Source organism: Acinetobacter sp. AS5, assembly GCF_048957595.1.
Classification (GTDB): domain Bacteria; phylum Pseudomonadota; class Gammaproteobacteria; order Pseudomonadales; family Moraxellaceae; genus Acinetobacter.
This window is the reverse complement of sequence record NZ_JARDAL010000023.1, coordinates 1-24,655: the sequence shown is the minus strand read 5'-3', so window position 1 is coordinate 24,655 and position 24,655 is coordinate 1. Positions and strand designations below refer to the sequence as shown.

The following is a 24,655-nucleotide window of genomic DNA, read 5'->3' as shown; positions in this document are numbered from 1 at the left end:
CATCCTTTAAGTAATCTGCAATTTCTTTTTGCAGTTTTTTAATCCTAAAACTTCGATATCTAAATCACTTTCAGGGTATAAGCGGCATGCCAATGCAACCCCTTCACTCAGTTCTTGCTCATCTACATGAGTTTGGCTCATTTTTTGGCAACGATAATTGCCTTGTGTGACACGAATTCTGCAGATGCCACAGCCTCCACCACGGCATCCGATTGGAATTCCTTTCTTTGCCAGCGACTGCATGCCTTGCAATAAGGTTTTTCCTACAGAACAATGAAAAGTTTCTTCAATATTTGACAATCGAATCAGGTACATCCTTCCACCCTCCTCAAACCGATTTTCTTAGTTATTCTTAAACTTAGATATTTTTAAACAACGGACTCCGTGTCGCTTGATTGGCTGCATCCGCTGCACTGAGGAATTTTTCCATATGGATATCACGTTCATACAGACGTCCACGCATCAGTCCTCGAATCGCGGCTTCAATCATTGGCGGTGGTCCACACAGATACGCTTTATGATCTCTAAAATTATTCTCATAAATACGAATCGCTGCTTCATGTACAAAGCCGCGCTCACCACACCATGAACTGTTCTCTGCCTCATCTGACAACACCGGGAAATAACGGAATTGCGGATATTGCTCTGCTAAATCTTCAAAGAAAGACTGGTAATACAACTCACTTGAATTACGGGCTCCCTGAAAGAGTGTAATTTGACGGGTATCGCCATTTTCAAGCAATTCTAGAATCATTGATTTTGGGCTCGATAATCCAGACCCTCCTGCAATAAAAATCACAGGGTTAGGGTCTGAATGTCGTGTATAAAAACGCCCTAATGGACCGCTAAATTTTAAGCTTTGTCCGACTGCTAAATCATCATGTAGCCAAGCTGTTGCAACCCCACCCGGAACTTTTCGAATGTTCAGTTCAATTAAATGACTTTGAGAAGGTGCACTTGCAATTGAAAAAGCACGTGGCTCGTCCAAACCTGGAATATACAAGTTGATATATTGTCCCGCCTGAAATTCAATATCGCCTTCAACTTTGAGAAAAATACCTTTAATGGTGGGTGTCAAATCTACAATCGAATCTACCGTCGCAACAAAATCTTTTAATGGAATAATCTTGGCATCCGGATCTTCATCAATTTCTACTTCAATCGTCAAATCGGACTGTGGCACGGCACAACATGCCAAAACCTTACCTTCTACACGCTCCATATCCATGAGTGCAAATGGTGAGGCATCACCTAAATCTGCTTCTCCATCTGTCACCTGAATTTTACAAGTGCCACATAAACCATGACCGCATGCATGTGGTAACCAAATACCCGCACGTAATGCGGCATCCAGAATACTTTGCCCATCTTCCACGTCAATGGTTTGTCCTAAGGGCTCAATGGTTACTTCATAAGTCATTAGCGTGCTCCTTAAAGTCCATTTAGATCCGGGGTATGAAAACGAAGATAAGATTTATGACCGATGTCTAAGCTATTGAAGCTTGAGCTTTCATCAAAGCTTAATGGCTGACGTGCATACGTCCATTCCACTTTTCCCCAGTCAATTTCAGCCCAATCGCTATGACTGGCAAATACACTTTGTGCTAATTGGGTTTCAATAAAGTCTTGGAATTTCTGCTCAGGATCAACCAATACGGCAATCGGTGCACTGATGGTGAGATGACCATGCCACTCTACAAATAAGACATGCTGACCATCAAATTGGTCTTTAGCATCTCGAACTTTTCCTTGATAATTCGGTTTTAGGGCGATAACAGACATAAGAATCTCCTAGGCAGTGTTTCGTCCTGAAAGCACTGCCGCAACATTGTTTTAGTTTTAAATCAAAATAAAGAACGTCGGTTTAAACCTGACCGTTTGGATTTTTCCATTTAGCCCAGTTCATTGCATCGGGTGAGGTCTCAAAAGCCCCCGTATCGACACCCGGTTCTAAGTATGACCAACGCACAATATCTTCAGGTGTTGGACCGCCAGCTTTACCTTTTAAGATTTGCTGTACCGGTAACCATGCCTGTACATACTTTTCAGGTTCATCATCAAAAATGTCCTTACAACCGTCTGAGCAGAATTGATACTTTTCATCTTTATAAACACTTTCACGTTGACGAATCGTGGTCGGATCACCGATCTCAGTAAAGATCATTGGAATCTGACAGGTCTGGCAAAGACATGGCAAACTGGTGTTATACCAACGCTTCCCTTCATCTTCTTGTTTTTTCCAATGTTCAAAACGTGGCTTATAGTGTTCATCGAAACTATTCGGATATTCTTTCGATAACCATTCCTGCTCTTCTGCAGTCGGCACCCAAGCATGTAAGCCCGTCCCCCAACAGTATTGATAGAACATAGACCAAGCCTGATGGGTAATGTGGTCTTTTTCTTTGACTGAATCTTCCCAGTACTTCGGCATACGAATACCGTAGCGCTCAAGATCAGCAAATAATGCACCACCGCTTTGTTCGAAGTAAATTTCCCAGCCTTCACGCCAAGACATGATTTTTTTCGGCAGCATATAATCCATCATCATGCCCACAAGCGTTAGCAAGCGATAACCGCGCCAGAACCATTTATCAATCCATTTTTGTACAATCGGTACGTTGTCTGGATCTTGCTCTAAAATAAACTTAATGGCTTCAAGACCTAAAGTCATATGACGTGCTTCGTCGGATTGTGCCGAGAAACCAAAGGTCACTGTCGCCATATCACCGTTATACGCTGCACCTGACATAAATGGCATGAACAATAAGTTAGTTAATACATATTCAAATGAGAATGAAATAGATACCAAATACTCAAATGGACCTGCCGTCATCGCATCATTGACGAATGATTTTGGAACTGATAAATACCAAAGACGATCAAAGTTTTGTGGCCAAGAGTGTAAACCATTGAAATACTTATTATAATGACTCAATGTATGCACTTGTGTTTGGCAATGACGAAGTTCATCAATCGCCTGCATTTGACAGGCAACACGTGAACCGACTCCACGCAATTGACGCCCAGCCATCGCAAAACCACGATGTGCGTTGTATTCAATGGGGGTAACCCCGGTTAAAAATAATTTAATGGCATTGATATAACGTGCATCGGTGACATTTAAATGACCATTATTTTGTGAAAATGCATCAATAATCGCGTATAGCTTGCGCTCTTTTTCTGATTGATATTTCCAGTAAGCATCCATGGTCAGACGAAACGGGTCTTCCCACTTGTCCCAGTCATGAATTTTAATGCCTTCGAATTTGTCGTACGGAAACACTTCATCCATCGGTACATAGCTAGTTTCCCAACCAAGACCACGTGTCATCAATCCATATTTATCTTTTAAACTTAATTTACGTGGCGCTGCAGCCGCCGCTTTTGCATGTATGTTCATGTCTATTCTCCGTAATCTTTATGTTGAACTTTCCATCAGTTCAGATTTTTAATTTATGATGTTGAATACTTAACGGAACCATCCCACCGTGAAGCTTTCATCAGTTTCATCAATATTTCCTGAAATACTGATTAGGTTGATGTGAATTTCTTGCAAATCCCAGCTGCGACCTAAAATCTCTTCAACTGAATCTTTGCGAATAATCAGTTGTCCTGGTGCATCAATTTTCACCATCGCTGGATAATATTCAATTTTCGCTTCAGGATTATCTTGTTCAATGGCTTCAATAATTGGGCGCGTGTCATCGTTGGTTTGGAAGGCCATAAATACATTTTTCATACGATGCTCTCCTTTGCTATCAAACCAATTTTGACCATTCGTTTCACAAAAATCCCTTCAATCAATTCCAAATCACTTTCATCACCATCAAGAGATTTTAAAAGTGAAAGAACCACGCTACGCACTTGTGGTTGCCATTTTTCAATCCATTGCATGATTTGCTGACGATTTTCATCAGATTCAAGCGCGGTGGTTTTAATGACTGAATTGACCCAAGGCTGGGTTTCTTCAAACCAGTCACTCATAAATCCGGTGAGTAAGCTAATCGCCGATGCACCCTGTGCGACTAAATCACGATCTACAATATGTTTCACGAGAGGATAAATATATCCATCAAATACTAAATTTTGAGCAACAAAGAGTTCATACCAATCTTTCAGCACCAGCATATTTTCGATGTTTTCACGTAGGGGTTGCCATGCTGGCTCATCCATCCATGCAGTTTTAGCACGCTCTAATGATGCCCCTTGATTGCCATCTAAAAGCAATCCAATCTTTGTGAGGTATTGTGCCGAGCCTAAACGATCCATGGTGGCAAACATGGTGGCATTGGTTAAAGTCGCACCATAGGCATAACCGGTAATGAAGCTATTGTTCATATTTGCGCCCCACTCGTAATGACGTAGCGGGATCAATAGTTTTTCGGCTTTTTTAAGCAATTCGAGTGAAATCGTGTTCAGGACATTATTTTTTTCAACAAAATTAAAATTGCTTTCCAATACATCCTGCTGACGGGCACGTGTTTGTGTATACGTGCCATAATAAAATTGGCGCGGATCTTTTAAAGCATACCAATCTTGCATTTTGATCACGGTGCGATCTGTGTCAAAAATTTCATGTTCAGGCTGCCAAAGCGGACGATAATGAAAATTAACTTCTTCTTGAATATCGTAGCTGGCTTCCTGATAACGTGAAGCAGGTTTATCGCCAAAGCGTTTTTCGACATAGGCATAGGTATTGCGAATAGGCTTTACACCTGATGTTTTAATATCAATTTGCATTTCAGATCTCCCTGATCTATTCAATATCTTGGTTTATTCTGTAATTCCGGGCTGTCCAAAGCGCCACTTCATCCGATCTAATTCAATCTTTGCAAAATCATCAGTACTTAAATGATGGACTTGATGATGACTACAAAATTCTTCAAAAGCCTTCACTGGCATAATCATTTCTACAGCGAGATCCGGATCACCCATCGAAAATTCAAATTCGATGTATTTACCACGTTGAGTCCCTGTAACATGAATAAAGCAAGTTGACGGCTGAGGATCAATTTGATGCATAGTGCAATCCTTCTGTACTTATAGTTGTATGATTGCAACGACCGTGCCAACTTTTTATATTGTTATTTTTCAAACACTTAATATTTTTCTCTTTTATTTTTTTATTTTTCCCTTTATAAAATTCTTAAGTCAAAATGTACGACTTGAGAATTTTATAAAGTTTTTGAAATTTCTCAGCTATAGAGTCACTTACTAGAGCATAAAAAAAAGAAGCTAAAGCTTCTTCTTGTTTTTTCAAATCACATTAGGAGCGCTTCTAATCCAAACAGCTGAATATTTTATTGATTTTTAATTATCTTCAGCCTGATACAACTCAATAAATTTCTAACAAAAAAATTGAGATGGTGACAGTTTAACTGACCAAAAATCCCCAATTAAATCTGTTTGTTAAAGAATTATAAGGTGTAGATTTTTACCCATAATTACCCCATCATCTATGCTATCCGCCATAAGAACAAAATCATCAATCATGTTCCAAACTCAAAATTATTACTATGTTGAATATTTAGGAGATGCAGGCATAACCCTGTCATGCCTTCAAAGTCTTTGCAAAACCCTTCAAACCCATTCTGATCTTACAACTGCTTTACTTCTTACAAATGACCAAGTGCATGCCTTTCTACTTAAAGATGATTCTGGAACCTATTATGTCATTCGCTCTGGCTTTACATCTGGTTATTCAGGTGAAGGACCAAAGGGTCTAGCAAAAGCATTAGCTCTTTTAAGCAAACATAGAATTGAAACTGAAGAAATTCTAATACCTACGAAGCTTCTCAATAGATTGAATAACTCATCATTAAATGATCAGGATATCGATTTTATTTATCAGCAAAAAATCATTCGTCCTATTCGTCTGCATGATTATATTTATCCTTTCGAAAATGAAGTAACTCAAACTACCAAGTCAAAGTGTTACTACCCTTTAGAACTACCCTACTCCATTATTGATGACAGAATTTTTGACCTTGCTCTACTCTTTAAACAAGATCCCGACTCTGCTTTAACAAAAGCATATAAGCGTCTTGAAGATATTATTCGCACACGTACAGGTATTCATGAGCATAGTACCAAGCTTTTTGCACAAGCCTTTCAAGGTGAAAATGCTCTGCTTACTTGGGATGTACCAGACAGTGCTGAGATCAAAGGTCGAGTAAATTTATTTACAGGTGCATATATGGCTTTTCGGAACGCTCGTGCACATCGAGAGAAAGATGAAAACTTAATTCATCAGTACCGGGAGTTTTTATTGATCAATGAGTTATACCTACTAGAAGCTGAAGCAATAACAATAGAATCAAAATAAGACAAGGCCATATGGCCTTGTCTTATATCACTATGCTAAATCTTTACCGTTACTTAAGATGAATTTTCGCAACATTGCATCCACTCGAATATTCACTTTGAAAGGAGGAATGGTTGCTCCATCCTTAGCTTCTAAATACTGTTTTGCTTTGACTTTATCTACCGTGGCTAAAAGTTCATCAAAACGTCCAAACTCATTAATATTATTTACAGTCACCTGCGTATTCATGAGTTGTCTTAACTTCGTTTCATCGAGTCCTAGTGCTTCTGCAAGATCATGAATTCCATCTTCTTGTGCTTGGAATTGATACTCAGTAATGTAATCCCTGAACGATTTACCAGCAACAAGAGTCACATCTCCACTCTGTACATCATGCAAGAAGATGTTAGCAAACTTCTGTTCTTCGGCACTGAGCATTGCAAAACTCTTATGCAATTCATTTAACGCATCTTCAATAGAAAGTTCTAAATCACCATTACGCAGTGCTTTCAGATATTTATCAAAACGACTGTTCATGTAGTCGGAATCGATTTTATCCGTATCGATTTCTGTTAAATAGCCTTCTACTTCAAAAGGTATGCTCCCACCACCTGAACCGCCACCACCGCCATTCGAGAACAGTTCTTTATAACGCAGTGCCAGAACTAAGAAAGTTTGCTCATCCAACTTTAATTGAATCGTAAATTTCTTTTTATGCTCATCAGTAAATTCATAACTCAATTTATCCCATTTAAAGCCCTGAATTTTAGCCGCTTCAAGATATTCGTTGAGTTGTTTAAACAGTTTTGCAAATAAAGCACAGGACTGATCATCTTCTGGTAACTTCTCAAAATTAGACACATGGGCACTTTTAAATACGCTATCAATTTTTTCGAAGATGTCATTAATGTTTTTTAAATTGCTTGGCAATTTATCAACAAATAAAGCCAATGGCTTATCACCCGAATATAATTTTACCGCAGCGTCGATATTACGCTTCATGGTGTGCGGACGACGATAATAACGAATGATGCCAAATGGCTTATCTTTGCCAAACAAGCGATTGGTACGTGAGAAGGCTTGAATCAGATTTGCATATCCCAATACCTTATCTAAATACAGCGTATTGACCCATTTTGAGTCAAAACCTGTCAGCATTTGATCTACTACAATTAAAAGATCAAGCTGTTTTTCAGGCGTATTTTCGATGCGTTTATAAGCTTCTTTGTGTGACAAGCGATCTGCAATGTCCCGCTTCATCTTGGCGTGATTGGCTAAGCTAAAGTCCATACCGTAAAGTGTATTGTAATCTGCAATAATATCTTCTAAACCTTTCTCTTTAAAAGCTGCATTGCCTGTATTATCAATATTCGGATCAAATAAGGCTGTGACTTTTAGCTCTGGCATCGCCTTTTTAATCAGTCGATAATACTCAATCGCTTCAGGGATACTACTGGTCGCAAACATGGCATGGAATTTATTATTTTGGCTGAACTGCACCCAATTTTCTTTAATATCTTCGACCACTTTGTTTTGATGTTCAGTACGATGATATTGTGACGTTGGCAGGTAATCCTCAATTCCTTTAATATATTTACCCGTCTTATCCGTATGTCCTGCCATTGCAACTTGCTTGCTATTCATGAAGTGTTGATAGACTGCTTTTTTGTCAGGATCATCGAAAGCTTCTTTTTCTGTATTGGCTTTTGCTTGATACAGTGCAACTTCTTTACGCAATTTAGAATCTTTATAGGTTGAAACTAAATAAGGGTCAAAGCCTAAAACGTTTTTATCTCGAATACCATCTGCAATGCTGTAACGGTGCAATTCATTCCCGAATACCGTAGCCGTGGTATTCATATTTTTTTCGTTTTCTTCTTGAATCGGCGTACCTGTAAAACCAAAGAATACAGCCTGTGGGAAGGTATCTTTAATGGTCATCAGCATTTCACCAAATGTAGAACGATGTGCTTCATCTACAATGATGACAATCCGTTTTTTATTAATCAGTTCAATGTCATGTGCATTTAAACCACCATCTTCATCTTTGATATTACTCATTTTTTGAATTGAGCTTACGATCAAGACTTCATTTGGGTTTTTACTTTTGAGTTTACTGACCAAGGCATGGGTATTTTCAGTGGCTTGAACAAAGTCTTCAATTTCAGCAAAGTTGTTATATTGCTCAAGTGACTGCACACCCAACTCAATACGATCCATCAAGAAGATCACTTTATCTGCATCTTTACTCAGGGCAATCAAATGTGCTGCTTTAAAGCTGGTCATGGTTTTACCAGATCCAGTGGTATGCCAAATGTAACCACCTAAACGATCTCGACCATCCCATTCAATACTTGCCACCCGATCCGTGACTTCATGTACAGCAAAACACTGATAACTGCGCATGACTTTGAGAACACCATCGGTTTTATCAGCAATGGTATAGAAACCAATCAGTTGATGTGCCATGGGTATAGAAAGCAAATTCCCTGCAATATCTTTCCAATAGTTCACTGGTTCGTTATTAAAATCTCCCCAATTGAAATAGAAGTCTGAATTAAATTTTGCATCAGGCCCTGGGTTGGCAAAGTACCATGTTTCATCTGGGTTCATTGCCACGAAGATTTGTACCAATGCAAACAAACCTGTGAAGATACCCGAACGTGCATAGTTTTCGATTTGATGCGCAGCCTGACTGACAGGCACGCCTGAACGTTTTAGCTCAATATGGAACACTGGCATACCATTAATGAGCAGCATCAAGTCGCCACGACGGTCATTTAAGATTTTAGATTTGGTTGGGAATTTCGGTTGTTGCGCAATTTGGTAACGGCTTTTACCTGCGGCAATCTCTTGACGGTCGTAAATGGTTAAGCTGACTTCTTTACCACAATGTATTTCGTCGTTTGTATTGTCACGTTTAATGGATACCGTTTTACCGTTAATAAATCCATTGAGTGCAAAAGGCGTGCGTAGTGTATTGATCTGTTCAATAATCTGAGCCATCTCCCCATCGGTGAGTGGCTGATTATTCAGTCGATCAATTTCTCGGTTATTTTGGAAAAGAATCTCTGCCCAGTTATCGATGAGATCCTGTTCTGTTGGGTTTTTAATGACATCTTGCCAACCTTTTTTTAAAAGAAGGCTGATAAGGGCTTGTTCAAATGCTGTTTCGCTTTTAAAAGTCATATTTGTTTGGTTTTATAAAGTTAGTATGTTGATTTTAAAAATCCCCCTTAGATAAAGGGGGATATACGTATTTAAGTTACTAAACAAACATTTTTTCTAACAATGCTTGTTTAAGATTTTTTAAGGTTTGGAGCTGTTGTTTTTGCAATTTAAGAGTTTCATCAACTTGTTTAAAGAAAGAACTAATCCGAACTTGTTCTTCTAGTGATGGCAATAAAACTTCTCTTTTCTTCCAATCATTCACATCAAAAAATAGTTTTTCAATATCAACACCGTAAGAGCTTAAGAAGAATTTTTGATACATTTCTGGTAATGTTGATAAAAGCGCAAAGAATTCAATATTTAATTGATCTGTGCCTTGTCCGATCAAATATTCATTAGAAACAACAGAACCATCTAGCTCTGGTGGAACCAACCCCGTAGCACCATGAACTACTTGACGTTTCGAAATAATATAATCACCAGCTTTCACTTCAAACTGCGATTTAACAAGAATATCTTTACCCTTTAAAATTGCTCGTTCTGCAATACCACCATTTCGTCTTTTAACCGTAACTAGACGATATTTAGTTTGATTATCTAAATTAATCGGACGAAAGACTTCTTTAAGTACATCTCCAATAGCTTCAATTTTCCAATTCCTACTAAACCCTTTTAAACGAATTTCAGGACGTTGAGTTCCCTGTTTTGGAAACATTTTTTCCAACATCGCTTTTTTAAAGTTTTGGGTTTGAGTAAGTTTCTTCTCATGTAAAGCAATGGATTGGTCTAGATTTTGGAAGAAGTTACCAATAGAACTCTGCTCTAACCTAGAAGGAACAAATGTTTCAATATTTGAAAACTGAGTTTTATTAACAATTTGCATTGTGCCCTTAGCTGCAAATTGTTGCATTACATTAGACCAAAAATATGATTGGCTTAATAAAAAATATGGATCGTTTCGTTCAAATGGAGTTAATGAGTTAATTTGCTGATTAAAACTTCCCTCTTCAAGAAGCAAGGCATTTTTTCCAATACTGGCAATACACGTAACTAGGATTGTATTTGGAGGTACAACTCTTGCTTTTTTTCGACCAAGAATAGAAAGTTTCTTGTCAGTATTTAAAATCAACTGTCCATTGATATCTGTTGGTGTTACCCACATTAATCCAGTTTTAGAGTAATAGGATTCATCAGATGTCGATGGTGTAGAGCCTGTCTGAATGGATCCTAAATCACTAAGCTTCTTGATGTTCCATACTTCAAAAAATCCATTAAATCTTAATTCAGGGCATTTTTGCTTTTCCACATTACACCCCTTTTAACAATGCTTGAAACCATGCCAAGCCTTTCATATCAAACTCATCACCTGTTAAGTCATCAATCAAGTCTGCAAGGCTATGCTCTGCTTCAGTCAGCTTTTGTGTGGTTTCCGTATAGGTCACTGCATACTTATCTGCTAAGGCCTGTACCGTATCAGTCAAATGTTCAATCACTTCATTCGGCAATGCCAAAATCGCAGACACAATTGGTTCAATCCACTTTGCTTCTAACAACGCTTTGACTTGATCTTCTTCTAAAGCTTCAATCGTGGTTTTGGTTAAAAGATGAAGTGTTTTAGCATCTTCATTGATCTGAGATTTTAACTCTTTTTCTAAAGTTAGTAATTCATCAACTCTTACTAATGTCGCTTCTAAGGTATTTTCATCAAAAGTAATTGAGGATTGTAAACTACGTAGATAGGCATTTACTTTTGCCTTAGCATATGTCCCATCTTTACTTGCTTCTATACTTGACCATTTAACTTCAGGATGCTCTTGAATATACTTAAGTTTAGCCGCTTTATTTGGAGCAGGCTTAGTTCCATTAAATGCTAAATAATCACGTAATGTAATAGTTTCAGGCGTTTCTACATCTGCATAAGCTTGGTTAAGGACTTTTGTGACTTGACCAGGAACAAATGTATCATTGGCTTCATTTAACAACTGCTCTTTATCTTCCTCAGATAAAGACTCCATCAAAGATTCAATCTCAGCACTCGCTTGTGCAAGTTCACGCTCTTTAGCTTTTAATGCTTCCAATTCTTCAGACAATAAACGTTGCTGTACAAGATCAAATGGCAATACATAGCCTACCCAACCTTCTTGTACTTCATGCTCTTTACCATCTTTCTTTTTAATCACGATATTAGGATTAACGATTTTAGCAGCATCCAAACCTTCAGATTGAATAATCTCTAAATCCCCTGCAATACCTTGCCATTGATCATCTAAAGCTTGGTACGCCTGATACTTATCCACCAGTGGAATATCTGCTAAACGCTTAAAGATGTCCTTACTTAAAACATTTTCTTGCTGGGCAATGTGCAAGCTTTGCATTTTGCCAATGAGCTCACCCTTTAAGTAATCCTTAAAATCAGCAAATGCAGTATTAAATTGACCAACAAACTTTTGAACATCTTGATGGGTGTTAATCGCTTGGCTAATTTCAGCCGTTGCTAAATTAACATAAGGCGTATCGCTTTCTGTAAATAAGTCTTGTCGTAACTGTGGGAATGCTGCCCAATACGCTGCATGTGCATCAATTTCTTTTTTCGGAATACCGCCAAACATAGTGGCATAAATATCCCATGTTTCAGCCGTTGCTGAAGAGTCTACATAACGAGGAATATTCAGGTTGTAGCCCTGATCCTGAATTTCTTTTTGCGTCACTACACGTGAGAACTGTTCAACGTCTTTACGCTCAATTACCGTATCGACAATTTTCTTAATATTCGATGCTTGTAGATGGTTGTTTTTACCGAGCTTCACAAAGCCTTTAGACGCATCAACGATCAACACGTCTGTGGTTGGACGTTGTTGTTTTAAAATAATAATGACCGTTGGAATACCTGTACCAAAGAAAATATTGGCAGGTAAACCAATAATCGCATCAATATGATTTTTCTTAATCAGATTGGTACGGATACGTTCTTCTTCACCACCACGGAACAAAACGCCATGCGGCAAGACAATTGCCATAATGCCGTTTGGTTTTAAATGATATAAATCATGCAACAAGAACGCATAATCCGCCTTAGTTTTAGGGGCTAAACCAAATTCTTTGTATCGAGGGTCTGCATCTTTATTTGCTGGATCCCATGCTTGCGAATATGGTGGATTCGATACCACTGCATCTACATAGAGTGGTTCGTAAGTATTGATTGGATCATTGTCTTCAAAAAATGGCCAGTCATCTTCTAAAGTATCGGCATTTCTCGCCACAATATTGGCAGGCAAAATACCACGCATCACCAAGTTCATACGGGTTAAGTTATAAGTATTCTCTTTTAACTCTTGTGCGTAGTATTTGATTTTATTGGCATCATTGACATGCTTAGCCACCGAGCTACCAATATTAATCAGCAATGACCCTGAGCCACTTGTTGGATCGTAAATTTTAATTTCAGGCTGGTCTTTTAAATGATGTGCAATGATTTCAGACATCAACACTGAAACTTCATGCGGTGTATAGAACTCACCCGCTTTTTTACCAGCATTCGCAGCAAATGAACCAATTAAGTATTCATAGATGAAGCCAAGCACGTCATAGTCTTGCTTGCTATTCATTGGAATGACTTTAATCAGTTGCAACAAATCACTGATCGCTTTGGTCTGGCTATTTGAGTTATCACCTAGCTTACTAAGACCTGTCTCTAACGTTTTAAAAATGCCATCAAAAACTTTCTTGTGAGAAGTATGAATATGGCGCGAGAAAGCTGAAAGTGCATCACGAACGTCAGCAACAGTAAAGTCTAGGCCTTTATTGAGCCATGTTGAGAACAAGTCATCATACGCGATGAAATAGCCAATACCATTTTTAATAAATTCTACGGTCTCAGCATCTTCTTCTGTCAGTGCTTCAATATCTTCTTGTGTAAAATCATTCGCCTCTAAAAAGCTTAATTCTTTATCAGAGAGGAATTTGTAGAACATGAACCCTAGGATATAGTCTTTATATTCATTTGCCTCAATCTTTGAGCGCATTTTATTTGCGGAATCCCAAATTTTGGAAGCGAGTTGTTGCTTATTCATAGGTAGTCTACAATTGGTATCAATTAATTTAAAGGCACGGACCATCTTTGCATTAGCAAAGAAATGAGTGTTAAGCATTCTCTACAATTCTTAGAATGTTCTCAACAAAATACTTCCCATATTTTGATCAAAGAATACTGACTATAGTCTTTCTAAATTGTATGTTTACTTCGAAAATAAGCTTAAATCTAAAATGAAGATTGTTATTGATTGATTATTTTTATATTATTTTCAACAATATAAAAACTCAACCAAATACTTACATTATGACCAAAAGTTCACGCAAAGTAGTGCATGACATAGCATGTACATTTTATAGACTTAGCTTTAAAAATGAGAAATTAGCAAACCAACCTCGTGGTAAATTTAGCTATTTCTTTAGTGTTGAACAGGTTTTTGATTTTATTGCCAAACACAATAATAAAAATTTGACAGTCTCCTCAATAAGAGGACGCTATGTTTATTCGATAGCTGAAATAACAAAAAAATCTGACACATTGTATTTATTGATTGAACGATCAGATACCAAGAGTGAAGATGTGCGAATCTATAACCGACCTAAATCAGAAACCAAATTAGTTCCATTCGAGGATGGAGATGAACTGCAAAAATTTTTCCATGTCGTGGTAAAACTTAATCCTAAAAATAAGAACTCTGCAACAATCCTTGTTGAACAATATGCTGGAGGCACTGGTTTCACTTTCGCATATATACTCACAAAAATGTTGCATGAACTCCGAGAGTTACAAGTTCAACCTGACTTTTTTAAAGCACCTTATGAAGGTGGCGGAACCAACGAAGATGGTTCACCTCGAATTGTTGAATTTGCTACTAAAGCAGAAGTTGATAATGTATGTGGTTTATCTCTCCTTGATAGGGCAGCTCAAGGCAATTTACTCAATGTCAGTGTAATTGAAGAAAAGACAAAGAAACAAATTGAAAACGATCCTATGCTAGTTATAGCAAAGAAAGAGTGTAAATATTTACCTGATCCTGCAACTTTTTTAGATCAAAATGGCCAACCCCTTGAAAAAAGCTTGCTGAGTAGTACCTTCGGTAAGGTTTTGGCTAAAATCAAAAAAGATGCAGCTTTGGGTGACAACATATTCTATCGAGTACGCTGTCAAGAAAAATCGCGTTTAATGAGTATTGATATCAAAGGTGATTTTATAGAATCGGACTTAGGTGTCAAAATTGAATTCATTGAAAACTTTGAACGTCAATCTGTGACTCAAGATGTTGTAGCTGATCGCAAACTTTTCGACAGAATGACTACAATACTATCTCATCACAATCGCTCGGAGATATTAGCTAATGATGGAACTAATACTTAAGCCATTAGCATATTTATCTATTAAGTGGGCTATTGATGATGTAAATGGTAAAAATAAAAAACCAATTTTTGATTGGTTTTTACCTTTTACTTTCGCAATCCTTGCGACCTCTTTTCTATATCTGACTTTGGATTTAGAGTCTGCAAGTTTCAAAATTTTTTTTGAATCAAAAGGATTTGAAGTACTCGGTAATTTTATATTGGCTTTACCTGGATTTTTATTCGCAGCACTAACAGCTGTTGTTTCTTTTGGCAATAAAGAACTCGACATTACTGCAAAAGTTAATCCTCCGACCAACAAAGATGGCCATGAAATTTCCAGACGGAGATATTTATCTAATGCTTTCTCGTATCTAACATTTTTAAGTTTAGTACTTCTGATAACTACTGTTTTTATCAATTATGCATATAGTTCCAATATACTTAAATTTGGCCTATCTTGGTATAAATTTGGATATCTAAGTACAGCTTTAGTATATTTTACATTTGTCTTTCAAATGCTGTTTGTTTTAATTATCACGCTTTATTACATAGGTGATAAAGTTCATCAACCATCTCACTATCAAAATGGATTTAAAGATAAAAAGGAATCTTAAAGTCCAATTTAAATCTATCCCACCCACAATGAATAGTTATTATTTTTTGCCTGAACGTACGCCCACTCCGCTACCTTATGCGACCTTACCTTATCCGTTAAAAATCCAAGCACAGAAATTCGATCAACAATGACCAAATCCTGTTCTTCATTCCGTTCCTGCCACTTATGCAAAAACTCATCTGATGCAAGTAAATTACTTTTCTTAGAGTTACAACTGGAATCTGCCAATACAAAATTGTGACCTGTATCTGAGGGATACATCGACCAAGGGATAAAATGATCGGCTGCATAATTGCCTTTTCGCATCGGCTTATTGCAATAGAAGCATTTGCAATCTTGTAGCTCAACTAAAACATTTGCTACAGCATTTAACTGATTTCGACTCGGCTCAAACATGAATTGCTCAAGATTTGGGAGCTTATTTAAAATTGGGGCATTAGTGCTGTTCTTACGAATGTAATCAATCCAACGTTTCTGACAAAGCTCTTCAATAATCTCGCTGAATTGGCGTAAGCAATACATCACTTGAGGCAAAAGAATAAGTTTCTTTCCACACTGATTAAGCTGATATAAAAACTCAAAATTCTGACCATTGATATTTTGCAGGTAACGGACAGGCATCTCTTTGACAGTTCGGGTGACATCTTTAACTAACTTTAACCATATCAGAGAGTCTCGTCTTAACAGCCCAATAGATGAGTAACTCTGCCGAAGTTCAATAATTCGATTCACAATGGCTGCTTGCTTACCATTGTTCTGATTTAAGATCAGTTGTCCATCATCGTTAAATACATACGGTACAGCCTGTTTCCAATACAGCTCAATAAACTTCTCAGCAATATCGGTATATTCAAGGGCTAAGCTTTCGCCTGTGTCTTCGCCTTTCTCAATCGCCAAACGGCTCAGGCTAATGAGTAAGGCAAACTTATAGGTACTGCTAAAACTACCTGATTGTAAAATTAGCTGAATATTTTTAAGAAACTTGAGTTGTTCTTGTGCCGTAGGAATAAAGTCAGGCATATTTTTTCCAAAGCAGATTAAGCCATTTTTCCTGACGATCTGGCCTTTGATCAATAGTAATCCATTGCTGGATCTGTTGAACATTATCAAACTGTCCAAGTAAAGCATCTGCCTGAACCTCATCTAAATCAGTAAACTGCCGTCCCTCCTTCTGTCTATCGCCGTTGCCATATTTGAAAGACATATAAAGCACAGCATTTGGCTTTAGCGCACTCACCAGTTTTCCTATCCCTTCTTTTAAATGATTACGCTCACAATGCAACAACGATGCACATGCCCAAATCCCATCATAAGCTTCATAGTCATCAATCTCATAAAAGCTCTTCAACTTAATAGGAATACCTGTAAGTCGAGATGCTTTTTTAACGAGTTCTTCTGAATAGTCTATTGCATCGACCTGATAGCCTTTATTTTTAAAAGCCAGAGTATCTCGTCCTGGACCACAGCCAACGTCAAGAATCCGAGCACCTTCCTGCAGCTCAACTAGAAATGGCTGATATAGGCTTTCCATATCAACTTCAAACGTTGAAGCTGTAAATTCTTCTGCATGTTTATTGTAGTAGTCTATTGTTTTCATTACGGACACTTAGGCTAAAAGACATTTTCAGTCTACAAGAAAACAAAAAAATAAGGGAGCTAAGAGCATCCCTTATTCTCGACTCGCCAACTTACTTTCAATCCATTGATGGATCTCATAAGCTGACCAGCCGATACGATTTTGAGTAATTTTAACTTTCTTTGGAAAGGTTGGATCATAGTAAGGTGAGTCCTCATCCATCATCTCGTAGATGGTAGAACGCCCCACACCGACAAATTCTACGACCTGCTTAATGCTGATGAGTTGATTCATTTGAAATGTTTGACCGATAAACGCATTCATGAGGCTAGCTCCTAATCATTGATGCGAGCGGCTATTCGCTCAAATAATAGAGCTGGTCTGTAAAATTTAACGTTAGCTATCTTCTCTCCTCTCGCTTAATTCACAGCTCGTACACTTTGCTGTAACCCCTGCTGAATATCCTGTACAAACTCTTCAGGCGAAGCTTGTTGCTCCACCACCCGGTTTTGTTCTTGTTCAGGGTAATATTCTTCCAGCACATCCAATCCTTCCTCTATATCCGTTTCAAATCGCGCATTCGCAAAACCTCGTCTGGCAATATGATCTACAGCTTCTTGATAGAATCCGGCCTGCTTACTCTGTTCATCAATCTGCTTAGCTTGGGTAATCGCATCATTCAGACTAATGCCCTCCCGTAAAGTCAGATCCACGTAATACACCGGCTGACGATAGCTTTGTGTGGTGCTTTTGCCTCTTAAAGTCAGTTGCAAAGGCAAGCAAGATAATAAGCCTCCTGAAGCTGCATGGTAATAACTCAATCGTGCTGCCAAAGTCCGAATACTGTTAAAGCCGGTGGTTCTAAAGATGAAGGTGCCAAATTCATCCGAATCATCCAAATTCACATGTAAACGTCCATAAGGTTTGCAGTTGCCGCCTTGTGCCAGAGGACATAAATCTGGCGATGGACAAGGATGCTGCTCTACGCCTTGATTGGTTAAGCGCTGGCAGGTTTCACCGTTGCCGACACAAACTGGCCGTCCAGTCTGGCGGTCAAATAGGCTGTATTCTGCACGTAGGTTTAAGTCAGGATCATTGAAGATCATTCGGACGGGTATAGTTCTGAGTTTTTGATTAGGTGTATTGGCTCGAAGCTGTTCATCCAGTGGATGTTTCACCCATCCTTCTTTGCTTTGGATTTGGGACGTAATGGTGAATTGATCATCTTTTTCAGGTAGGCGTTTTCCATTCTTTTCTACTACCCGACCAATACTGATACGCCCCAGAGCCGGTGGTGTAATCGCTAAACCTTTAATCATTTTATTTTCCTCAATTTGATTTTGTACAGATCATCCAGCTTTATGCAGATCACCTGATTCAAGAAATATGTATATAGCTCGCTACAAAAGCCGCGACCGTTTGCCCTCTATTCCTAGCGAATGGAGGGCGGGGAGCGGTTTTTGTGTATCGCTATTTGAATGGGCTGAAACAGACTTAGTCGGTATAGATATTGAATCGACGACTACCCTGCTTTTGAAGTGGATAAAGCTCAATGAGTTCAGGCTGATGCTGAAGTAATGCTTTGGTATTCAGACTGATGGAGTCCTTGGCTTTCTTCCAGACCACCGAGCCATGAGCAAAGGTGGCTCGTTCAGCATCTTTCATCAGCATTTGGATGTGATGCTTGAGCTGGTCAAAACGTTCCTGCTTGTGTTGAATTTCTTCTTTCATTTTGATGAGCTGATCGAACATCAAATTGGCATTTTCATTTTGCGAGAGATCTTCAACAGTCAAGGGTACATGCGCTGGATAGAGTTGCAGAATGGCTTTGGCTGCGGATTCACTGGCATCGACTGATGGCGGTGTATCGTTTTCTACACACTCCCAGAAATAACGCTCTGCCTGAATGATGTGTTGAATGACTGATTCAGAACGGCTGACTTTAAAGATCTTGGTTTCATGTCCACAAATCAGAACACAGACATGCGCTGCCTGCTTGCCTGTCACTGCAAGTTGGTGTTGCACCTGACACAGCACGTACAACGGCACACCATCTCGCCATAGCCTGGCACCATGCTCTCCGGCAGTTTTACACTCCAGGATCTGGACGTCATCACTCCCCACCACCGCATAATCCAGATTTGCCAACATAAAAGCTTTGTCTGGGTCGGGATGCTGAAGCACGGCATTGACCCGACGGACTTTATTATTGGTGTGCAGACTATAGTACTCAGCCACCAGCGGCTCTAACTGTTTGCCCCAATACAACGGTGCAATGCCTGAGCTGTCATCATCAACATTCTGCTGAGTTCGACCAGTCTTGATCATCCAAAGTTCCAGCATCGACATGTAAGGGTTGAGGCCGCAGGCGGTTGCGGCATCACTACTGCCAATACCTTGCTTACGTACTTCCAGCCATTCCTGGTAATCCATATTTTTAGTATTGGCTAAACGCTTGGCAGTCGTTGTTCTTTTAGCGGCTGTATTTGATTCATTGCTCTCATTCTGAATTGGGAAATGAGTTCGTTGAGGGATATTTATCGGTGCAATCTGATTCATGCTCTGATCCTTATAAAGAGTGAGGTCTGTAAAAATTTTCGGCATAAAAAAAGCCACATCTGGAGATGTGGCAAAAGGGGATTTTCACTGGAGAAGGATCATCTACATGACCCTTGACCATTATTGTAATAGCACTAGCTTAAATGAAACTTAAACCACTAAGCGAAGTGCTTGTTCCAGTCCACGCTGCTTTAATGCAGCACCTGCACCAAACCAAGCAGAATCGAGACGATGATCGGTACTCATGGCACGACGTTCATGATCGGCAAACTCTGTAATACTGCACAGTAGACCATACGCAGTATCTTTGGCTGAGCTGAGTTCTGCACCACGACCTTGTCCATTAAACATGTCCATGACTTTAGCCATGGCACGTCCGTTCGGTTCAGGCTTTTCTTTGGCTGGAGTTGGAGTAGCGATATTGCGATAGAATTGAATGATGTTCTCCTCCTGATCGGCAACACTCATGCTGGTATTGTTAAACACTGCATCAAAATAGGCAGCTGCTTCTCCTTGAGTGACTTTACGTTGACTCAGCTGTTTCATCTCATACATATGCTCATCCCAGGCACGAACTGAAATGCCCAATTGCTGTTTGACCTTGTCCGCATCAAACTTAGTACTGTGTGGCACTTTCACCACACCAGCATTGCTACTCTGTCCACGCAGGGCAATGGCTAAGGTGTTATTACACACCACACGGATATTGGTGAACTGTGCTGTTGTCGCCAGTGTCCCATCACAGGCAGTTGCCAATAAAATATAACCATTGCTGACATCCTTGCCCTTCAATGCCGTAGATTGTCCGGTACGTGCCAATGCCCAGAACTTCTTCCCGCCTTTGAGTACACCCGCAGTTTCTAATTCAAAGCCGGATTGCTCAGTCAGATCCCGGTAGAACTCCAGAATCTCCATCGGTTGCACTTCCTGATAGCGCTGACTGACCACAGACAGAGGCGCATGAGTATCGGAACGATACAGCACCCGCTGTTCTTCATAGGGCATGATGATGCTTTGGCCGCGTTCATTCTTTGCCATGTAGCTAACATCGGAGGATTCAATCCGCCAATCCATGCCTGCTTGCTGGGCCCAGACTTCAATCGGCTGATTTTGAGTCAGTTGATTTCCTAGACCATGCCAAGGGGTTTCTCCGACATAAGCCATTTGTTCAAGTTGATGTGCCATACATAGTCTCCTTTTAATATCCGTTATAGACTTGAGGGGATTGACGTAAATTGACATTAAAATGGTTTTTACATGCATGGCAGTAGTACATAGGCTGATTAGTCTCATCATTCATTAACACCATAAACACCCCGCTAATAACGATCCCTGCAATTGCACCAATAACTGGGGGTAAATTGGTTGAACGAATTAGGTTTACCCCTAATGCTGACATTGTGGCAGGAGAAGTCAGTAAAGTTGGAACATCGGATACTGCTGGCACTCGTGACTTAATCTCAATCAAGCCGATCTGACTAGAATTACAAGATGGGCATTGTTTCATAATATATAGCTCCAAATAACGAAAAAGCCTGCTTTTGAAGGCAGGCTTAAAACTCATTGATCTAATAGCTCAAAGTAAAAGAGCCATGACGTTCATAGTGATGTTATATATTTGAAATAATTTAGCTTTAGATTCCTCTTCTCCAGCCAACATTAAATTGACCTCTCCCAAATGTTTTCATTTTCGGCAATTTGACTTTTAAAAATTGATCGGTCTTCTCAGGATTCACGAGATACATTGCTACACTGATTGCCTTACTAACTTCCTCAAGATTGTTACGATGAATCATACCCACCCCTAAAGAATCAGAAGCTTTAAATTTAGCCTTAGATTTAGAATGGTTGGATGTATAACAATCACCCCCCTCATTGACAAGATTTTTCCAACAGTCACCTACCTGTGAAGCCAAGTAATAATCACTTTGACGCTTGTGGCCATCGTAGATCAGTAATAAATGACAATGATATCCTCGGCGCTCCCCCTGCTCTACCGCCCAAGCATATCCCTGTAGACCAGAAAAACAACCATCCTGATTTGATATTCTACTTCTCAAGGTTTTCATATGTTGAGCAAATTCAATCATTGATACGTCTCTTGCTCCCTCCTCATCAAAATAAAGATCAACTCTCACAAAAAGTAATTTTGCATAATGCTGTATAAGTTGATTTATATATTCTTTTAAAGACTCACGGTTTGAGATTTCCTGTCTTTCTAACTTTTCTGTATCTGCCTTCAGAGCAGATGTTTGGTCCTTTATGCCCCCAATAAGAGCTTTAGTTAAATTATCATCTAAGTACATAATTGTATTATAATTTATACCAAATCCATCTAGTTCCAACTTTCTATCAATTAAAACAACTATATCCGAAAATAGTCTGATAGATAGGCAATAAGATAGTCCTAACTTATAATGAAATTTAAAGGGTACAATTAATTCAGATAGAGTTTTCCTGAACTCTTTCAACAAAATCCCGTGGTAAGGGATTTTTCTTATAAAAAGATCAATTTGAGTCATCACATAGGACTCATTGTAAAATAATGAAGTATCAAACATGCTCATCACGCTTAGGTTATTAATCATACCTAAGCATGCTATGTATTTTTTTATGAGCTTCTTATCTATCACTGCTAGCCATAAGCAGTGAGACCAGTTCAATGGTAAAGCTCTATGTAAGAAAATGAATAGATTAGATATTTTTAAATTCTTATTAAATTAAATATATAATTATAAAAACCCATTAAGAGAATAGCTTAAGAACACGGGGTGGCCAACGATCAAAAGAAAGGCAACCCAGCTCATCCTTGTCATTCATAATTTTTTTGAAGCTAAAGTTAACTTTTTAAGACAAGCGTTTGGTAAACCTCATGTGGTGTCAAAATAGTTGCCAATCATGTGTACGCAACCTTTTCAACGCATCACTTAAATAGACATAGGGACTTAGCCCATTCAGTTTTACTGACTGAATCAAGGTCATGATATTCGCCACTAGCTGACCACTTTGTAGTGAGCAACAAACAACTAGTTCTACGCCCCATGAGCTGCAGTTAATGCAGAGCAACAGGGACGTATCTGATCGTTAGATCATCAGACGTAATTACCTACGCAAACCTAGGAACCATGCATATGAGCTTTCCAGCACACAGCCTAATCCTCTACGAAGGCGCATTTCAGCACCCGGTTATACCCTCCTTAATATTCAAAAATTACGTACTCCTTTGCGTAGTACAAGTAGTAGATCTAAATATTAGCGGACGCTTCCATACCCGATGACTTAGCTTCAGAATATAGCGGCTGTGCCATTTCTTTGATGACCGATTTAAGGCAGACCCAGTAGTGACCGCATTGTTTGGCAGATAGAAGGTTTGGAGGACGGCTGAATAGACTGATTTAGAGCATATTCACCCTCCGCTGTAATACGATTCTCTGCCAGAGCAACCCCTGGATCAAGGGTTGTAACTGTTCCGAGCTAATCGCCACTATTTCAATCTGGTGAACTTTAGCCCAGTGAAATTTACTTTATTCTAGTAACTAGTAACTAGCAGCCAGGCACACAGCCAGCCCCCTGTCCATCATGCACCAACACTTTCGCGATGACCATGCTTATTACAGAACAAGGTAGGCGCAATGTGGTTTGATATAGCTAAAGACTTTCACCTGAGCCGTGGCAGTATCCATCCCTGCACACATATCTAGGGACTCTTGGTAGAGAGAACCAGATTTCATTGATACGGATCATGTTGGCAGCGCCTTGAGTAATTCTGCCAAGGCGGGTATTTCTGATGCCTGCCATTTTATCTGGATCGCGTTATTGGTATGAGGCACAGTTATTTGCAGTGTGATTATCACATCAATAAGTTAACTGATTGCAGCCGTATAAGGCAAAGCAATAAATGCGAGCTTAACATGAGCAGGATCATGTACGACACCTATCATGTTGATGAAAGTTCCTGATCCAAAGACTGACGAGGTTGGCAAGAAGACCGTGCCTCAGGGCGACCGAGATATTAGGATCTTTGCAGGCATTTTCAATGCTGAGTTTGTGTTCTTTACTGTATGTTGTACATTTTTAGCAACTGAGTTATTGCAGAATATATATCTATGATCATGGACCAAGTCCACCATTTATTTTTAAGTTAGAACCGAACTAAGGATTATGAGATAGTCTGCCAAGATTAGTTCTCTGTATGTTCATACCCCTAACTACAAGATACACTTGTAAAAATCCTTAAAAAATAAATAAAAAATTCACAAGTGATTGATTTTGAAAAACACAAATAAAAAATTAAATAAAAAATATCACTAAAATATCACTAAAATAATATTTAAATATTCCTTAAATATCTTTATTTTTTTTAAAAAAAAGGATAAAAGTCTCATTACCAACAAGGATTTTGTATCATGACAGTACACCGTAATTATTCAGACATACTTGAAAAAACATTATATGAATACTCAAATAGGCAACTTAACTTCTTATGCTATAATTTAAATATTTATAACAATAGTGAATTTATATATATCAATCACTTAAACAAAAGCGTAAAAATATCTCAATTAAGGACTCAAATTGATTATTCTCAAATTGATCTGAATGAATTAAATACAAGACTAATGGAAAACCTGATTGATGAAGAATACTTTAGCTGTCTTCATTCTAATGATTTAAGACAAATAATCTATTTATTGTATAAGCACTTACCCAAGGAAATGAGAGGATTACCAAGCACGAATTTATACGAGTATTTACAATTTACGATAGATACCACTAACAAATCAATTAGAGAGAAAGCAACTTTTTTATCATTTCACATGTGGAAATACCAAAACCACGCCACCCCTGAAAATGATCTTAAATGGATAGATTTTAAAAATTCACACCAGACAAGTTGGATCATTAAATATCTCGAATCAAAAAACTTGCTACTAAGTTTATTTTTGGGAAATTTTAGCTTAAGGGATGTAAGCGTCCGCTGAATCCCATGCCTATTTTTTAATTTTGGTCGGATTTCCAGCGGTGTGGCAGTAATTCTTCTATT

Annotated in this window: 22 protein-coding genes and 1 pseudogene; 4 read left to right on the top strand and 19 right to left on the bottom strand. The window is 38.7% G+C overall.

The window, feature by feature from the left end; translation table 11 throughout:
* Positions 1-6: 6 nt before the first annotated feature.
* From PV763_RS08995 to PV763_RS08965, 7 genes are all read right to left on the bottom strand, one after another.
* A complete protein-coding gene (locus tag PV763_RS08995; RefSeq protein ID WP_100328889.1) occupies positions 7-315 on the bottom strand; it encodes a 2Fe-2S iron-sulfur cluster-binding protein in 309 nt (102 codons plus the stop codon).
* A 43-nt stretch (positions 316-358) separates the two neighbouring features.
* Positions 359-1,420, bottom strand: a complete 1,062-nt coding sequence (locus PV763_RS08990; protein ID WP_100328890.1) for an NADH:ubiquinone reductase (Na(+)-transporting) subunit F — start codon at positions 1,418-1,420, stop codon at positions 359-361.
* 11 nt (positions 1,421-1,431) lie between these two features.
* Positions 1,432-1,782, bottom strand: a complete 351-nt coding sequence (locus PV763_RS08985; RefSeq protein ID WP_100328891.1) for a phenol hydroxylase subunit P4 — start codon at positions 1,780-1,782, stop codon at positions 1,432-1,434.
* A gap of 82 nt (positions 1,783-1,864) precedes the next feature.
* Positions 1,865-3,400, bottom strand: coding sequence for an aromatic/alkene/methane monooxygenase hydroxylase/oxygenase subunit alpha (locus PV763_RS08980; RefSeq protein WP_100328892.1), 1,536 nt, complete (start codon positions 3,398-3,400; stop codon positions 1,865-1,867).
* 69 nt (positions 3,401-3,469) lie between these two features.
* A complete protein-coding gene (locus tag PV763_RS08975; RefSeq protein WP_005172223.1) occupies positions 3,470-3,739 on the bottom strand; it encodes an MmoB/DmpM family protein in 270 nt (89 codons plus the stop codon).
* A complete protein-coding gene (locus tag PV763_RS08970; RefSeq protein WP_100328893.1) occupies positions 3,736-4,740 on the bottom strand; it encodes an aromatic/alkene monooxygenase hydroxylase subunit beta in 1,005 nt (334 codons plus the stop codon). The genes PV763_RS08975 and PV763_RS08970 overlap by 4 nt, the downstream gene beginning before the upstream one ends.
* A gap of 33 nt (positions 4,741-4,773) precedes the next feature.
* Positions 4,774-5,022, bottom strand: coding sequence for a phenol hydroxylase subunit (locus tag PV763_RS08965; RefSeq protein WP_100328894.1), 249 nt, complete (start codon positions 5,020-5,022; stop codon positions 4,774-4,776).
* Between the two features lie 469 nt (positions 5,023-5,491).
* On the opposite strand from PV763_RS08965, the gene PV763_RS08960 reads away from it, so the two are divergent.
* Complete coding sequence (locus tag PV763_RS08960) at positions 5,492-6,325, top strand: TIGR02391 family protein (protein WP_104472743.1); 834 nt, start codon at positions 5,492-5,494, stop codon at positions 6,323-6,325.
* A 30-nt stretch (positions 6,326-6,355) separates the two neighbouring features.
* Here the strand turns inward: PV763_RS08960 and PV763_RS08955 are convergent, their stop codons facing one another.
* From PV763_RS08955 to PV763_RS08945, 3 genes are all read right to left on the bottom strand, one after another.
* A complete protein-coding gene (locus PV763_RS08955) occupies positions 6,356-9,493 on the bottom strand; it encodes a type I restriction endonuclease subunit R, EcoR124 family (protein ID WP_278357419.1) in 3,138 nt (1,045 codons plus the stop codon).
* Positions 9,494-9,572: 79 nt separating this feature from the next.
* Positions 9,573-10,781 carry a restriction endonuclease subunit S gene (locus PV763_RS08950; RefSeq protein WP_278357418.1) on the bottom strand — a complete coding sequence of 403 codons (1,209 nt, stop codon included), beginning with the start codon at positions 10,779-10,781 and terminating at the stop codon, positions 9,573-9,575.
* A gap of 1 nt (position 10,782) precedes the next feature.
* Positions 10,783-13,545 carry a type I restriction-modification system subunit M gene (locus tag PV763_RS08945; RefSeq protein ID WP_420937697.1) on the bottom strand — a complete coding sequence of 921 codons (2,763 nt, stop codon included), beginning with the start codon at positions 13,543-13,545 and terminating at the stop codon, positions 10,783-10,785.
* Between the two features lie 206 nt (positions 13,546-13,751).
* On the opposite strand from PV763_RS08945, the gene PV763_RS08940 reads away from it, so the two are divergent.
* Positions 13,752-14,879: a hypothetical protein gene (locus PV763_RS08940; protein WP_278357416.1), complete on the top strand. Its 1,128-nt coding sequence runs from the start codon at positions 13,752-13,754 to the stop codon at positions 14,877-14,879.
* Positions 14,860-15,474 carry a hypothetical protein gene (locus PV763_RS08935; RefSeq protein WP_278357415.1) on the top strand — a complete coding sequence of 205 codons (615 nt, stop codon included), beginning with the start codon at positions 14,860-14,862 and terminating at the stop codon, positions 15,472-15,474. The genes PV763_RS08940 and PV763_RS08935 overlap by 20 nt, the downstream gene beginning before the upstream one ends.
* 14 nt (positions 15,475-15,488) lie before the next feature.
* Here the strand turns inward: PV763_RS08935 and PV763_RS08930 are convergent, their stop codons facing one another.
* The 9 genes and pseudogenes from PV763_RS08930 to PV763_RS08890 all read right to left on the bottom strand — a co-directional run.
* On the bottom strand, positions 15,489-16,496 hold the full coding sequence (locus tag PV763_RS08930; RefSeq protein ID WP_278357414.1) for an HNH endonuclease signature motif containing protein: 1,008 nt from the start codon (positions 16,494-16,496) through the stop codon (positions 15,489-15,491).
* Entirely contained in the window at positions 16,489-17,073 is a 585-nt protein-coding gene (locus PV763_RS08925) for a class I SAM-dependent methyltransferase (RefSeq protein WP_278357413.1), read from the bottom strand. The genes PV763_RS08930 and PV763_RS08925 overlap by 8 nt, the downstream gene beginning before the upstream one ends.
* A gap of 72 nt (positions 17,074-17,145) precedes the next feature.
* Positions 17,146-17,376 carry a helix-turn-helix transcriptional regulator gene (locus tag PV763_RS08920; protein ID WP_005096077.1) on the bottom strand — a complete coding sequence of 77 codons (231 nt, stop codon included), beginning with the start codon at positions 17,374-17,376 and terminating at the stop codon, positions 17,146-17,148.
* Between the two features lie 95 nt (positions 17,377-17,471).
* The gene (locus PV763_RS08915) at positions 17,472-18,371 is read right to left on the bottom strand and encodes a hydrolase or metal-binding protein (RefSeq protein WP_420937696.1); all 900 of its coding nucleotides are present in this window, start codon (positions 18,369-18,371) and stop codon (positions 17,472-17,474) included.
* Between the two features lie 175 nt (positions 18,372-18,546).
* A complete protein-coding gene (locus PV763_RS08910; RefSeq protein WP_278357411.1) occupies positions 18,547-19,611 on the bottom strand; it encodes a lambda-exonuclease family protein in 1,065 nt (354 codons plus the stop codon).
* A 150-nt stretch (positions 19,612-19,761) separates the two neighbouring features.
* Complete coding sequence (locus PV763_RS08905; protein WP_278357410.1) at positions 19,762-20,796, bottom strand: DUF932 domain-containing protein; 1,035 nt, start codon at positions 20,794-20,796, stop codon at positions 19,762-19,764.
* Between the two features lie 13 nt (positions 20,797-20,809).
* Positions 20,810-21,058 carry a hypothetical protein gene (locus tag PV763_RS08900; protein ID WP_278357409.1) on the bottom strand — a complete coding sequence of 83 codons (249 nt, stop codon included), beginning with the start codon at positions 21,056-21,058 and terminating at the stop codon, positions 20,810-20,812.
* A 187-nt stretch (positions 21,059-21,245) separates the two neighbouring features.
* Positions 21,246-22,133, bottom strand: coding sequence for a YagK/YfjJ domain-containing protein (locus PV763_RS08895; RefSeq protein ID WP_278357408.1), 888 nt, complete (start codon positions 22,131-22,133; stop codon positions 21,246-21,248).
* Between the two features lie 358 nt (positions 22,134-22,491).
* Positions 22,492-22,626, bottom strand: a pseudogene (locus tag PV763_RS08890) (transposase domain-containing protein); the annotation flags it as partial.
* A 1,391-nt stretch (positions 22,627-24,017) separates the two neighbouring features.
* Between PV763_RS08890 and PV763_RS08885 the strand changes: the two are divergent.
* Positions 24,018-24,593 carry a hypothetical protein gene (locus PV763_RS08885; RefSeq protein WP_420937695.1) on the top strand — a complete coding sequence of 192 codons (576 nt, stop codon included), beginning with the start codon at positions 24,018-24,020 and terminating at the stop codon, positions 24,591-24,593.
* Positions 24,594-24,655: the final 62 nt, after the last annotated feature.

Excerpts from the sequence above, each read along its gene's own strand:
- PV763_RS08930 (WP_278357414.1), bottom strand. The coding sequence starts at position 16,496 with ATGCCTGACTTTATTCCTACGGCACAAGAACAACTCAAGTTTCTTAAA.
- PV763_RS08945 (WP_420937697.1), bottom strand. The coding sequence starts at position 13,545 with ATGAATAAGCAACAACTCGCTTCCAAAATTTGGGATTCCGCAAATAAA.
- PV763_RS08895 (WP_278357408.1), bottom strand. The coding sequence starts at position 22,133 with ATGACTCAAATTGATCTTTTTATAAGAAAAATCCCTTACCACGGGATT.
- PV763_RS08925 (WP_278357413.1), bottom strand. The coding sequence starts at position 17,073 with ATGAAAACAATAGACTACTACAATAAACATGCAGAAGAATTTACAGCT.
- PV763_RS08920 (WP_005096077.1), bottom strand. The coding sequence starts at position 17,376 with ATGAATGCGTTTATCGGTCAAACATTTCAAATGAATCAACTCATCAGC.
- PV763_RS08995 (WP_100328889.1), bottom strand. The coding sequence starts at position 315 with ATGTACCTGATTCGATTGTCAAATATTGAAGAAACTTTTCATTGTTCT.
- PV763_RS08960 (WP_104472743.1), top strand. The coding sequence starts at position 5,492 with ATGTTCCAAACTCAAAATTATTACTATGTTGAATATTTAGGAGATGCA.
- PV763_RS08915 (WP_420937696.1), bottom strand. The coding sequence starts at position 18,371 with ATGATTAAAGGTTTAGCGATTACACCACCGGCTCTGGGGCGTATCAGT.
- PV763_RS08975 (WP_005172223.1), bottom strand. The coding sequence starts at position 3,739 with ATGAAAAATGTATTTATGGCCTTCCAAACCAACGATGACACGCGCCCA.
- PV763_RS08910 (WP_278357411.1), bottom strand. The coding sequence starts at position 19,611 with ATGAATCAGATTGCACCGATAAATATCCCTCAACGAACTCATTTCCCA.
- PV763_RS08965 (WP_100328894.1), bottom strand. The coding sequence starts at position 5,022 with ATGCATCAAATTGATCCTCAGCCGTCAACTTGCTTTATTCATGTTACA.
- PV763_RS08935 (WP_278357415.1), top strand. The coding sequence starts at position 14,860 with ATGATGGAACTAATACTTAAGCCATTAGCATATTTATCTATTAAGTGG.
- PV763_RS08955 (WP_278357419.1), bottom strand. The coding sequence starts at position 9,493 with ATGACTTTTAAAAGCGAAACAGCATTTGAACAAGCCCTTATCAGCCTT.
- PV763_RS08990 (WP_100328890.1), bottom strand. The coding sequence starts at position 1,420 with ATGACTTATGAAGTAACCATTGAGCCCTTAGGACAAACCATTGACGTG.
- PV763_RS08980 (WP_100328892.1), bottom strand. The coding sequence starts at position 3,400 with ATGAACATACATGCAAAAGCGGCGGCTGCAGCGCCACGTAAATTAAGT.
- PV763_RS08970 (WP_100328893.1), bottom strand. The coding sequence starts at position 4,740 with ATGCAAATTGATATTAAAACATCAGGTGTAAAGCCTATTCGCAATACC.
- PV763_RS08885 (WP_420937695.1), top strand. The coding sequence starts at position 24,018 with ATGACAGTACACCGTAATTATTCAGACATACTTGAAAAAACATTATAT.
- PV763_RS08985 (WP_100328891.1), bottom strand. The coding sequence starts at position 1,782 with ATGTCTGTTATCGCCCTAAAACCGAATTATCAAGGAAAAGTTCGAGAT.
- PV763_RS08905 (WP_278357410.1), bottom strand. The coding sequence starts at position 20,796 with ATGGCACATCAACTTGAACAAATGGCTTATGTCGGAGAAACCCCTTGG.